The organism is Pseudomonas sp. NBRC 111132 (assembly GCF_001320565.1).
GTDB lineage: Bacteria > Pseudomonadota > Gammaproteobacteria > Pseudomonadales > Pseudomonadaceae > Aquipseudomonas > Aquipseudomonas putida_P.
On record NZ_BCBI01000022.1, the window covers coordinates 1 to 12,134 of the forward strand.

A 12,134-nucleotide genomic window follows, 5' to 3' on the forward strand; every position below is an offset into this window, starting at 1 on the left:
TCCAACGCAAGCCAACACCCACAGGCCTTTCTCGATTCTGTGGGTGTTGGTGACACATAACCAACACTCCGCACATCTCAACTCGATCATGCTCAGGCTTCTCAATTCATGGAGCGCCCGAGAACATGACCATCGGTTCGACCCACAACTATCCTGCTGATCTGGCCCTTGAGCCATCCTTGCCCTTGCAGCCGTGGGCCGCACGGTTTCCGAATCCACCAGACCTCTGCTTCGATTACCGACGTCTGGTTGAACAACCGGGAGGCGTTGCAAGTGCCGCCCAACCGGAACATCGGATCTGCATTGTCGGTGCTGGTGTCACAGGGTTAACTGCTGCTCGGGAATTGCTACGCTGTGGTTTCACCCGCATCACCTTGATAGAGCAGTCGCAGCGTGTGGGCGGTCGCCACCTGACTGTGGTGAACAAAGGCGGTAATCACAAGCAGCCTTCAACGCCATTCGAGATGGGGGCCATGCGTATACCTTTGTTCAGCAGGACAGGCGAACCGCCTAAAGATGGACGCTCGCTTATGGCCTATTACGCCAAGCTGTTCGAGCTACGGCTTTCCGAATTTCCAAACCCTGGGACACCCTGGGTGAATGCAACGGGTATCTATCTTCGGAATGGACAACTAGAAGGAGAGGGGAAGCCAGAGCTGCTGATTTGGCGAAATCCAGAAGGGAATACCCCTCAACCTACAGCCACACTGCAAAAGGTCTATGAAAAATGGTACCGCTTCGCCGGGCAGTTTGCCGAGCGCATCGCTGTGGTATATGGCACGCAATGCTGGGCGTCGATATGGCAGAGTGTTGTCGAGCGCTATCACCTGATGTCATTCAGGGATTTGGTACATTTGCCGATGCTGACAGCGTGGGACCCCGCCAACCCTGGTGATTTCGGTGGGTTGGGCATGAGCCGTGAAGAGTCGGCCATTTTCTATTCCATCGGCATTGGTGATGGGAGCTGGGGAGCGTTCTATGACGTCTGCTGCCTTTACCCACTACGTACAGCAATTTTTGGTTTCAGCAGCCATTTGCAGCTGGTGCATGGCCGTGTCGATAAGGAAGGTGTGCCATATGCTGCACCGTATCTGGAGGCCAGCACTGTGCCTGATAGCAGAGGGCTGATGTTCAACGGGCCGGCTTATATTGGGCACTCCCGCAGTCGATTATGGACGCATGGAACCACGCTCATTGGGAAACCAGCTGCAAGGTCTATGCGCCACTGAAGAAGCACTATCTGGACCGCAACTCGGCGCTACCGCAGATTCTCGTCACCGACAGCTTTGTCCACGACGTCTATGCCTACCGATACAACGACCATTACGCCGATGACTGCATGAAGCCATATCGCCTTATATCGATACCCGAAACATTTGCATACAGCGCTGGATGACGGACAAAAATGCGCTCGGCTGCGCGAAGCTGTATCGAGCAGGTACCTACTATGACGCGGTCGGGCTGATGAAATACAACCGCGATTTCAGCCCGCTCAGGGCTGTATCTGGCTGGAGAGTCTTTCTCTGTTGACGCCGGCTGGACCGAGCCGTGTTTGCGTACCGCGCTGGATGCAGTCATCAACCTCTGCCATCGAACTTCAGCGGCGTTCAATGGTGGCTTCACCCTTGAGGACTACCCCCATTATCAAGTTGGGAAATAGCGGCGCCCGAGCGTTTCTGTGAGACTTTTCCTATTGCAATTATTCGCTTGTCTGTCGACCCCATAGGACTCACCCGACTGTCCCCGCCAAGCCGAACCCCGCTCTACTGGCGACCTTCCAAAACAACCACAAGAAGGAAGCCGCCATGTCTGAACACAGCACCCCCGTCAGCCCTGTCCGTATTGCCGTCATCCAGTACGACCCTCAGGTCGGGGTCGAACACAGCGACGGCAATTTGAGCAAAGGCTTGGCACTGGCTCGACGCGCGGCGCGTGAAGGCGCCAATCTGATCGTGCTGCCCGAGCTGGCCAACACCGGCTATACCTTCCACTCCCGTGCCGAGGCCTACGCCCATGCCGAGACGTTGCAGGAGGGCCGCAGCCTGAAAGCCTGGGCAGCGTTCGCCAGAGAGCACCGGGTGTATCTGGCAGCGGGTTTCACCGAGCGTGATGGACTGAAGCTATACGACAGTGCCGCACTGTTCGGCCCCAACGGCCTGCTAGGGCATTACCGCAAGGCTCACCTATGGAACCAGGAGAAGCTCTGGTTCACCCCGGGCAACCTCGGGTTCCCTGTGTTCGAGACACCTATCGGCCGTATAGGCCTGTTGATCTGCTGGGATATCTGGTTCCCTGAAGTGCCGCGGCTTATGGCCGCACAAGGCGCCGACATCATTTGCAGTTTGAACAATTGGGTGTGGACTCCACCCCCCCTGTTCGACGAAGCAGGTCGTTGCATGGCCTCGTACCTGACCATGACCGCCGCGCACGTAAACAATGTCTACATTGCCGCCGCCAACCGTATCGGCAATGAACGGGGAGGGCGCTTTCTCGGTTGTTCATTGATCGCCGGTACCAATGGTTGGCCTATCGGGGAGGTTGCCAGTGCGCAGGAGGAGGCCATTCTGTATGCCGACGTCGACCTTAGCAGCGCGCGTTCAGCACCGATTTGGAACAGCCTCAACGACCTGCAGCGTGACCGCCGCACCGATCTCTATGATGCGTCGCTTGGCTATCGCCTGCATACGCCTATGCCACGCTGAGGGGGCGCGTATGAAGGCATTACGTTTGTCCAGTCGGCAGCGCTCCCCTGTGTTGCTCTTCATTTGCTTGTTGATGCTGCTGGTAGCCAGCCTAGCGCTGGGCCAATGGCCGGACTACGCGCAACTGGCGGCGACACTCGATCAGCCGCTAAGCCGCTTGCGCTGGATAGTGGGTGATATCAGCGAGGTGGCATTCTACAAACATGAACTGCCTGCTCTGGGCTTGTTGCTAGGGGCTTGCCTGGCGCATTGGGCCCATGTTCGCGGGTATCGATGGCAAGGTTTTGCCATCTGCTATGGCAGCGGGCTGTGGCCCCGGCTGCACCGGCATACGGTTCAATGCTGGTGATGCACATTGTGGCAGGGCAGGCCCTGGCGTCCCTCGTTGGTGTCGTCATCTGGCGTAGCCAGTGGCAAGCCCGTGGGTGGTACCCTACCTACATTCCGATTGTCTCGATCGTTCCGGCCGCGGTGCTGACGCATGGCGGCAGCTGGGAAGTCGTGGTGACCAGTGCTGTGCTGGGGGCGCTGGTTGCTCCGCCGCTGGCGGTGGCGATCACGCGCCGGTTGCCGGCCTATGTGCATGGCTACATTGGCAACGTGATGTCGATGGCCATCAGCACGCTGGGAATTGTGCCGTTGATCGGGTTACTTGTGGGAGGAGACGCATGATTGAGCATTCAAGCCTGCCCAGGCTGTCGATCGCCAGCTTAGGGGGCACTGTCAGTATGCAGGCCGGGGCTGCTGGGTGTGGCGTGGCCCCAGCCCTGGATTGTGAGCAGCAACTGCTGCAAGTCCCACAGTTGCGCGAAATGGCGCAGTTGAACGTTGCTTCATTATCCCTGCTCCCCAGTGCATCGCTGGGCTTCGTGGCGTTGTTGGATGTGCTGGTCTGGGCCCGCAGCGAGGTAGAGCGCGGTGCCCAGGCCGTGATCCTGACCCAAGGCACCGACAGCCTTGAGGAAACGGCCTATTTCCTTGATCTGCTCTGGTCATTCGATGCACCGTTGGTGATGACCGGTGCCATGCGCTCGGCCAGCCAGGCGGGCAACGATGGCCCGGCCAACCTGCTGGCTGCGGCACAGGTTGCATTGGCACAAGGCAGCCGAGGGCGTGGTGTACTTGTGGTGATGAATGATCAGGTCCATTGCGCGGCAAGGGTTCGCAAGATGGCCAGCCTGGCGATGGCGGCTTTCGAGTCACCAGGCTTCGGCCCTTCGGCGGAAGTTGTAGAGGGTGTTGTGGTCTATCGCCATCCGCCAGGTCGTCGGGCTGTGCTGCCGTTACCGGGCCGAACCGACCAGCGCGTTGCCCTTCTGGAGGCTTGTCTGGATGTGGACACAGCGCTGCTGCAGGCTGTGGCTCCATTGGGCTATGAAGGGCTGGTCATTGCTGGTTTCGGTGCTGGGCACGTTTCCGGTACTTGGTCCGATGTGCTGGAGCATCTGGCGCCCACCTTGCCGGTCATTGTAGCCACCCGCACAGGTAGAGGCCCTACAGCCCGGACAACATACGGGTTTGCAGGCTCCGAGATCGACCTGCAGCGCAAAGGCGTGCAAATGGCCGGGCACCTCTGCCCGCGCAAGTGCCGCATCTTGCTTTGGCTGCTGATTGGCACCGAACGGCAGCATGAGTTGCAGGGCTGGTTGGCCATCTGAGGAATCTGCCCGCGCAGTGGTGCTCGCGGGCAGCCCTTGCGCCGTTGCTGTGCTAGGGTGCACACACTTTTGCTTCCCAGGATTTTCACCCCATGCTCCCCGTACTCAGCGAAAAAGAACTCGACCGCCTCGAAGACCTGCTGATCACCTATGGCAACGACTACTCGGTACTCAACCTGGCCGAGCTCAATGGTTTCTTCACCGCGCTGGCCAGTTCACCGGTAACCGTGACCCCGGAACATTGGTTGCCAGCCGCTGCCGGTGGCAAGGTGCCAAAGTTCAAGAAGCCGGCACATGAAGAGGCTTATGTGGCGTTGATGCTGCGCTATGCCAGCCAAGTGGCGGAAGAGCTGAGCGATGATGTCGACCAGTTCGAGCCGCTGTTCGAAGAAAGGGAAGACGAGCAGGGCACTGTGATCGTGATGGAGGAATGGTGCTTCGGCTACATGCGCGGTACCCAGATTGCCGGTTGGGGCGAGTTGCCGCAGGAGCAGGACCAACTGCTCAAGGCGATTTCGCTGCATGGGTTGGAGGACAATTTCGAACTGCTGGACCAGATGAGCGAAGCGGATATCCAGGCCTGCGTACCGAAGGTTGTCGAGGCTTCGCGCGGGTTGTTCCGCTATTTCAAGAAACTGAACTGACCACCTGCACGTTCTGGAAACCATTATTCCGCTGCGCGAAATTATGGTTTCCCCTGCGCACTGATTCTGCTGCCAGCCGATCCAGTGCAGCATGTGCTCCATCAGCCCATCCCGGTGCTGACCAGGAGCCAAGCCCATGTCGAACCCGATCAAGCTCTACAACTTCCCCAAGTCTGGCCACGCCCATCGCATCGAGCTGATGCTCTCGCTGCTGAACCTGCCCACAGAGCTGGTGTTCGTCGACCTGGCCAAAGGTGCACACAAGCAGCCGGACTTCCTTGCCCTCAACCCGTTTGGCCAGGTCCCGGTCATCGATGACAACGGTACGGTAATCGCCGATTCCAATGCCATCCTTGTCTACTTGGCGAAAAAGTATGACAACGGCACTTGGTTGCCCGAAGAGCCTGCTGCCGCTGCCCGTGTGCAACGTTGGCTGTCAGTCGCTGCCGGTCCGCTGGCCTTCGGCCCGGCTGCGGCCCGCCTGGTGACGGTGTTCGGGGCTTCGTTCAATACCGACGAAGTGATTGGCCGTGCCCACACCCTGCTCAAGGTGATCGATACAGAGCTAGCCAGGACGCCATTCCTGGCGGGCAGCACGCCCACCATCGCCGACATTGCCAATTACTCGTACATCGCCCACGCGCCCGAAGGCAACGTGTCGCTGGAGCCCTATGCCAACGTGCGCAGCTGGCTGGCACGGATCGAGTCACTGCCAGGCTTCGTGCCCATGCCACGCACAGTGATCGGGCTGCAGACCAGCGCCTGACACCCCGCCATCGGGAGGAACGCCGCCATGCAACAGCCCCCGGACCATCGCCCCTCGCCCTGGCATGCGGGCGAGAAGACCCTGCAGGAAAAGGTCGGTGTAGCAGAGCGCATGGAGGCGTTCGGGCAAAAGGTCATTCGTGACTACATGCCCGACCAGCACCGTACTTTCTATCATCAGTTACCTTTCATGATCGCCGCCAGCGTGGATACCCTGGGTCGGCCGTGGGCCACCCTGCTGGAGGGGCCAGAAGGGTTTGTCAGCTCGCCCGACCCTCGCCTGCTGACCATCGATACCACGTTGCCAGCGGACGACCCCGCCACCCCTGGGCTGGCAGCAGGAGAGGCGGTCGGCCTGTTGGGTATCGAGTTGCACACCCGTCGGCGCAATCGCATCAATGGGCAAATCCGTCAGGCTGCACAAGGGCAACTGCAGGTGGCCGTGGAGCAGTCGTTCGGCAACTGCCCGCAGTACATTCAGTTGCGTGATTACACCCGTGTCGACCAACCCCCCCAGGGGCGCGTTGACGCCCCTGAACTGGATGCCACGACTGCCAGCATGATCGAGGGCGCCGATACCTTCTTCGTCGCCAGCTATGTCGAGCACGGCAATGGCCAGCGCTCGGTGGATGTCTCCCATCGGGGTGGTCGGCCAGGGTTCATCAAGGTCGAAGGCAGCCTTCTGACCATTCCCGACTACGCTGGCAACCTGCACTTCAACACCTTGGGCAATTTGCTGGTCAACCCGCAGGCAGGCTTGCTGTTCATCGATTTCAATAACGGTAATGTTCTGCAGGTATGCGGGCGTGCCGAGGTGCTGCTGGACAGCCCTGCCATCCAGGCTTTTGAAGGTGCCGAGCGGTTATGGACGCTGCAGGTCGAGCAGGTGGTGTGGCGCCCGGCTGCGGTCTCACTGCGCTGGGCCTTCAAGGCGTACGCACCGACCAGCCTGATGACGGGTACCTGGGCCGAGGCCGACGCGCGCCTGGAGCAACGCCGGCAACAGCGCCAATGGCAAGCCTGGCGTGTGCTGCGGGTGGAGCAGGAAAGCCGTGATATCCGCTCGTTCTACCTTGAGCCACCGGCCGGTAGCCATGTGGCCTTCGCGCCAGGCCAGCATCTTCCTGTGCAAGTGCAGCGTAATGGCGAGGCTGCGCTGATCCGCACCTACAGCCTGTCCAGTGCACCCGCTGATGGCTACCTGCGCATCAGCGTCAAGGCCCAGGGCCCGGCCTCGCGCTACTTGCACGAGCGCATCGTGGCGGGTGATGTGTTGAACGTGCGCCCACCGATGGGCAGCTTTACGCTCGACCAGCAAAGCACACGGCCGCTGGTGCTGATTGGTGCAGGTGTGGGTATTACGCCCTTGCTGGCCATGCTGCGTGAGCAGGTGAGCACGGGGCAGGCCCGGCGAATTCATTTATTTCATGGCGCGCGCAGCCTGGCCGAATTGCCGTTTCAGCAGGAGCTGGCGAGTTTGCAGCAGCAGGCCGCTGGGTTGTTGCGCGTGCACCGTGCCCTCAGCCAACCGGAAGGGCATGCGCGGGTCGGTCGCGATTTCGAGTTTATCGGGCGATTGGGCATCGAGCAGGTCAAGGCGACGCTGGCGCTGGACGACTATGACTTCTACCTGTGCGGCCCAGGCAGCTTTACCCAGGCATTGTATGAAGGGCTGCGCGGGGTGCATGTGCCGGATGCGCGGATTCACGCCGAGGCCTTTGGCCCGTCGACGCTGCGCCGGCACACGGATGACGGGCGGCCCACCGTGCAACAGCCACCCGCTGCCAACGAGCCGGTGCCGGTGTATTTTGCGGCTTCGGCGAAGGAGGCACGCTGGACGCCCGGTAGCGGTACGTTATTGGAGTTGGCCGAGGCGCGTGGGTTGGCGCCGGAGTTCAGTTGCCGGGGCGGCTCGTGCGGCACCTGCAAGACCAAGCTCGTCAGTGGCCAGGTGCATTACCCGAACCTACCGGCAGAGCTGCCGGAGTCGGGTTCGGTACTGATCTGTTGTGCGGTGCCGGCACATCAGGAAGAGGGCGCACAGGCCCTGGTGCTGGAAATCTGATATGCCTGTCCTGCAAGCATAAAACGCCCGGATATCCGATAATCTCCACCCCCTCCGATGCCAGGAGCTCGCATGGACCAGATCCACCTGATGAAGGTGTTCGTTGCCGTCGGCGAACTGGAAAGCTTCGCCGCCGCTGCTCGCCGCCTGGACATCTCGCCAGCCGCCGTCACCCGCGCCGTCAGCGCTCTGGAAGACCAGCTGGGGGTCAAGCTGCTGCTGCGTACCACCCGCAGCGTGCGCCTGACCGAGGCCGGCGGGCGCTATCTGGAAGACACGCGGCATATCCTTGCCAGCATTCACGAAGCCAACGAGGCGGCTGCCGGTATCAACGCCACCCCCAAGGGCGACCTGGCAGTGACCGCGCCGATCCTGTTCGGCAAGAAGTTCGTCATGCCGTGCATCGTCCGCTACTTGCAGCAGTACCCGGAAGTCGATGTTTCCGCCTACTTCCTCGACCGTGTTGTGAACATGGTCGAGGAGGGCATGGACGTGGCCGTGCGCATCGGTCCTTTGCCCGACTCCGGGTTGAAGGCGTTGCGGGTGGGCAGGGTGCGTCGCATGTTGTGTGCCTCGCCCGACTACCTGGCGCGTCATGGCGTACCGGAGCACCCGTCGGACCTGGCAGGGCATGCGGTGATCGGCACCACCAACCTTTCGCCACGGGCCGGTTGGCGCTTTGGGGTCACCGATGAGCCGACGCTGGTACGCATGAAGCCGCGGCTGACGGTAACCAGCAATGATGGGGCAATCGCAGCGGCCAGCGGCGGGCTGGGGATTGCCCGGCTGCTGTCGTACCAAGTGGCAGAAGAGCTGGCCAGCGGGCAACTGCAGGTGATCCTGGCCGAGTACGAGGAGGCGCCCTGGCCCATTCATGTGCTACACCGCGAAAGCAAGTACGGCTCGGCCAAGGTCAGGGCCTTTATCGACATGCTGGCGCAGGCCCTGCGAGCCCAGCAGCTCGATTGAGGTCGTACAACATAGCTACAAACTGCTATAAATAATAAGTGTTGTACGACGACCTATGACGTGGCAATCTTCCGCCTGAAACAATTTGTCGCAAATAGCCCCCGTCGGCCTTTGCGCCAATCACCCGCAACTCTAAAAACAAAAATTCAGGTGAACCATGAAGATGAAAGGCATCCGTTGGTGGATGGTCAGCCTTGTCACGGCCGGGCTCGTCGTCAACTACCTCGCCCGCAATACCCTCTCGGTGGCTGCCCCCACCTTGATGACCGACCTTTCCATCAGTACCGAGCAATACGCCAAGATCGTCGCCGCCTGGCAGGTGTGCTACGCCCTCATGCAGCCGGTGGCCGGCTGGTTCATCGACTTCATCGGCACCAAGCTGGGCTTTGCCGTGTTCGCCATGGCCTGGTCTGTGGCCTGTGCCGGCGCGGCCTTGGCTACAGGCTGGCAGAGCATGGCATTCATGCGCGGGCTGCTGGGCATGACCGAGGCCGCGGGCTTGCCGGCCGGGGTCAAGGCTACTACCGAGTGGTTCCCGGCCAAGGAGCGTTCGGTGGCGATCGGTTGGTTCAATATCGGCTCGTCGCTTGGCGCCTTGCTGGCGCCGCCACTGGTGGTGTGGGCGATCCTGCACAGTGGCTGGCAACTGGCGTTCGTCATTGTTGGCGCGTCAGGCATTGTCTGGACGTTGCTGTGGATGCTGCTGTACAAGCACCCGCGTGACCAGAAGCGCCTGAGCGATGAGGAACGGGACTACATCCTTGCCGGGCAGGAAGCGCACTTCAAACAGGGCACCCGCGAGAAGGGCGCGTGGAAGCGCATCTTCAAGACCCGCAACTTCTACGCCATCGCATCGGCGCGAATTCTTTCCGAGCCCGCCTGGCAAACCTTCAATGCCTGGATCCCGCTGTACCTGATGACCGAGCGGCACATGAACATCAAGGAAGTGGCGATGTTCGCCTGGCTGCCGTTCCTGGCGGCCGATATCGGCTGTGTGCTGGGTGGTTACCTAAGCCCGTTGTTCCACCGCTACTTCAAGGTGTCGCTGTTCACCTCGCGCAAGATGGTGCTGGTGTTCGGTGCCAGTTGCATGATCGGCCCGGCCTGCATCGGCCTGGTGGAAAGCCCGTACACCGCGATCCTGTTGCTGTGCATTGGCGGCTTTGCCCACCAGACGCTGTCGGGGGCGCTGTACTCGATCACTTCGGATTCGTTCAGCAAGGACCAGGTGGCCACGGCGACCGGCATGGGTGGCATGTGCGGCTATCTGGGGGCGGCGGTGTTCACCCTGGTGTTCGGCGTGCTGGTCACGCAGATTGGCTACAGCCCGTTGTTCGTGGTGCTGGCAGCGTTCGATATCGTGGCGGCGGTGCTGGTGTGGAAGGTGGCGCGCGAAGTGAGTGGCGAGTCTTCTGTCAGGAAGATGGCAGGCTCGACCGAGGCACTGGCATAAGGCTTGAGATTTTGGGGCCGCTTTGCAGCCCCAATTCCAGGCAGCTCCCTTACAGCGCCTGATACTGCATCCTGAACCCAAGGTTCGTCGCTTCCCCACGCTGCAGCAACCGCAACCCCGGCCGCCCTGGCAAGTGATGCGCATTGACCGGGTGGCTTACCGGCTCAAAGCAGAAAAAGCCTTGCCCTTGCGGGCAGAACAGCAAGAAGTGCTCAGCCCCGCTGGCACTGCACGTCAGTCGATGACCCGCGCTTGGCTGTTCAATCACACACTCCCCCGGCCAACCACTGAAGGCATGATCGACGACGCTCTCAGGCAAAAGCCCCATGGCATTGAAACGCCACGGTTCAGGCACTTCGGCCTGATACGACGGCAACCGCCCATCCTCGGCCAGCCACACCTTGCGCGCCGCCGCGTACAGCTTGGTATCGGGATAGCGCGGAAAGTAAGGGTGCAAACCCAGCCCATACCAGGTCGCCAGCGCTTCCAGGTGCACCACATGCAGGTCCAGGTTCAGGCAGCCCTCATGCAAGTGCACATCCAGCGTGGCTTGGTAGGCAAACGGCACGGCACTGTCCAGCCTCAGCCGCGCACGTCGTTCGCTGTGGTGCTCTACCTGCCAGGCCTGCTGCCAGGCACTTCCATGAATCGGGTATGGATCATGCTCGGTGTTCGGTGTCAGTGCCTGCCAGCCCTCGGGCTGGGCAAAGCCACCCTCGGCAATGCGGTTGGACCACGGTGCCAGCGGGTAACAGGCCAGCCGCCTCGGGGTGCCACTGGCCAGCGCAGCCGTGTCGGAATGGCGCAGCAACGGCTGGCCGGTTGCCTTCACTTCCCAGTTCACCAGGCTGGCGCCCAGCTCCGGTGCCAGGCTCAGACGGGTCAGGCGGTCCTGCAGGTGCAGCTCGGTCACAGCCATGCAAGGCTCCTTTCTGGGTGATCGATCAATGGGGCCGACGGTAGGTGAGCAGCACGATGCCGCACACCACCACGGCGCCCCCGACCAGTTGCAGGGGGCTCAGGTGCTGATCGAGCAAGGCCCAGCCCAGCAGCAAGGTGGCGATGGGTTCAACGTTCATGACTGGCGCGTTCTGCGCCATGTTCAGGCGAGGTACACAAACGAACAGCAAGGTGAAGGCCAGGCCGTATAACACCACCAGGCTGGCCAGGGCCGCCCAGCCGCTGCTGCTGCCTGGTAGTGACAGGCCGGACGGCATCACCCCGCTTGCGCCTGCAATCAGCATGCTGGAGAACACGATCAGCAAGGTCAGCAGGCTGCGCACGGGGCCCCGCACGCTGGCCAACTTGTGGTCGGTGATCCACAAGGCGCAGGCAAAGGCACAGGCGGCGCCAAAGGCCAGGCTGATGCCCGTTGCCCAGTGCGGGTTGGCCGCGCCACTGTCGGCCAGGCGTGCCGGCACATCCAGTGCCAGTACCAGACCGCACAGGATCAGGCCCATGAACAGCACCGTGCGGCCGGTGGGGCGTGCGCCACCCAGTGCCCAAGTGAGCAGTGCCAGCAGCATCGGAAAGGTGTTGCCCACCAGCAGCGCCAGGGCGACCGGGATGCGCGCTACCGCCGAATACAGGCACAGGCTCTGGGTGGCGATCAACAGGCCGAGCAGCAGTTGCCAGTGCCGGGTACCGGCAGGCAGGCCCAGCGCCTGGCGTTGCCACACCAGCAGGCCGGCCAGCACCAGCAAGGTAATACCTGAGCGGCAGAGGATCGCCAGCAACACGCCGGTGCCGTCATCGAAGGCGATGCGTGCGGCAATGTGGTTGCCGGCGAATGAGCAGGCCAGCAAAGCCAGCAGGGCAATGGCCAGCTTGCGTGGGAACAAGGGGGAAACAGAGGAGGGGACAGCCATGTGCAGGATC

The 12,134-nt window shown here is 61.5% G+C and carries 9 protein-coding genes and 2 pseudogenes; 9 read left to right on the top strand and 2 right to left on the bottom strand.

All coding sequences use genetic code 11. The features are described from left to right. Positions 1 to 125 precede the first annotated feature (125 nt). The 9 genes and pseudogenes from APH35_RS12690 to APH35_RS12735 all read left to right on the top strand — a co-directional run bounded on the left by APH35_RS12690 (position 126) and on the right by APH35_RS12735 (position 10,256). Positions 126 to 1,660: pseudogene (locus APH35_RS12690) on the top strand (FAD-dependent oxidoreductase). Between the two features lie 145 nt (positions 1,661 to 1,805). Further along, a complete protein-coding gene (locus APH35_RS12695; protein ID WP_060514922.1) occupies positions 1,806 to 2,702 on the top strand; it encodes a nitrilase family protein in 897 nt (298 codons plus the stop codon). Between the two features lie 10 nt (positions 2,703 to 2,712). Then, positions 2,713 to 3,374: pseudogene (locus APH35_RS28315) on the top strand (hypothetical protein). Then, positions 3,371 to 4,360 (top strand): asparaginase, encoded by a 990-nt coding sequence (locus APH35_RS12710; RefSeq protein WP_060514925.1) that lies wholly within the window; start codon positions 3,371 to 3,373, stop codon positions 4,358 to 4,360. The pseudogene APH35_RS28315 and the gene APH35_RS12710 overlap by 4 nt, the downstream one beginning before the upstream one ends. Before the next feature lie 92 nt (positions 4,361 to 4,452). Beyond that, complete coding sequence (locus tag APH35_RS12715; protein ID WP_060514926.1) at positions 4,453 to 5,004, top strand: UPF0149 family protein; 552 nt, start codon at positions 4,453 to 4,455, stop codon at positions 5,002 to 5,004. 136 nt (positions 5,005 to 5,140) lie between these two features. Further along, the gene (locus APH35_RS12720; RefSeq protein ID WP_012273814.1) at positions 5,141 to 5,770 is read left to right on the top strand and encodes a glutathione S-transferase family protein; all 630 of its coding nucleotides are present in this window, start codon (positions 5,141 to 5,143) and stop codon (positions 5,768 to 5,770) included. Positions 5,771 to 5,797: 27 nt separating this feature from the next. After that, positions 5,798 to 7,834, top strand: a complete 2,037-nt coding sequence (locus APH35_RS12725) for a pyridoxamine 5'-phosphate oxidase family protein (RefSeq protein WP_060514927.1) — start codon at positions 5,798 to 5,800, stop codon at positions 7,832 to 7,834. A gap of 72 nt (positions 7,835 to 7,906) precedes the next feature. Next, complete coding sequence (locus tag APH35_RS12730; RefSeq protein ID WP_012273812.1) at positions 7,907 to 8,803, top strand: LysR family transcriptional regulator; 897 nt, start codon at positions 7,907 to 7,909, stop codon at positions 8,801 to 8,803. 157 nt (positions 8,804 to 8,960) lie between these two features. Then, positions 8,961 to 10,256 carry an MFS transporter gene (locus APH35_RS12735; protein WP_060514928.1) on the top strand — a complete coding sequence of 432 codons (1,296 nt, stop codon included), beginning with the start codon at positions 8,961 to 8,963 and terminating at the stop codon, positions 10,254 to 10,256. 49 nt (positions 10,257 to 10,305) lie between these two features. On the opposite strand, the gene APH35_RS12740 is transcribed toward APH35_RS12735, so the two are convergent. Both APH35_RS12740 and APH35_RS12745 read right to left on the bottom strand, forming a co-directional pair. Continuing rightward, on the bottom strand, positions 10,306 to 11,175 hold the full coding sequence (locus APH35_RS12740) for an aldose 1-epimerase (protein ID WP_060514929.1): 870 nt from the start codon (positions 11,173 to 11,175) through the stop codon (positions 10,306 to 10,308). 25 nt (positions 11,176 to 11,200) lie between these two features. Then, positions 11,201 to 12,124 (bottom strand): EamA family transporter, encoded by a 924-nt coding sequence (locus APH35_RS12745; protein WP_012273809.1) that lies wholly within the window; start codon positions 12,122 to 12,124, stop codon positions 11,201 to 11,203. Between the last annotated feature and the right edge of the window lie 10 nt (positions 12,125 to 12,134).

Coding starts and splice junctions, on each gene's coding strand:
- APH35_RS12715 (WP_060514926.1), top strand. CDS start 4,453: ATGCTCCCCGTACTCAGCGAAAAAGAACTCGACCGCCTCGAAGACCTG.
- APH35_RS12695 (WP_060514922.1), top strand. CDS start 1,806: ATGTCTGAACACAGCACCCCCGTCAGCCCTGTCCGTATTGCCGTCATC.
- APH35_RS12740 (WP_060514929.1), bottom strand. CDS start 11,175: ATGGCTGTGACCGAGCTGCACCTGCAGGACCGCCTGACCCGTCTGAGC.
- APH35_RS12710 (WP_060514925.1), top strand. CDS start 3,371: ATGATTGAGCATTCAAGCCTGCCCAGGCTGTCGATCGCCAGCTTAGGG.
- APH35_RS12735 (WP_060514928.1), top strand. CDS start 8,961: ATGAAGATGAAAGGCATCCGTTGGTGGATGGTCAGCCTTGTCACGGCC.
- APH35_RS12730 (WP_012273812.1), top strand. CDS start 7,907: ATGGACCAGATCCACCTGATGAAGGTGTTCGTTGCCGTCGGCGAACTG.
- APH35_RS12720 (WP_012273814.1), top strand. CDS start 5,141: ATGTCGAACCCGATCAAGCTCTACAACTTCCCCAAGTCTGGCCACGCC.
- APH35_RS12745 (WP_012273809.1), bottom strand. CDS start 12,124: ATGGCTGTCCCCTCCTCTGTTTCCCCCTTGTTCCCACGCAAGCTGGCC.
- APH35_RS12725 (WP_060514927.1), top strand. CDS start 5,798: ATGCAACAGCCCCCGGACCATCGCCCCTCGCCCTGGCATGCGGGCGAG.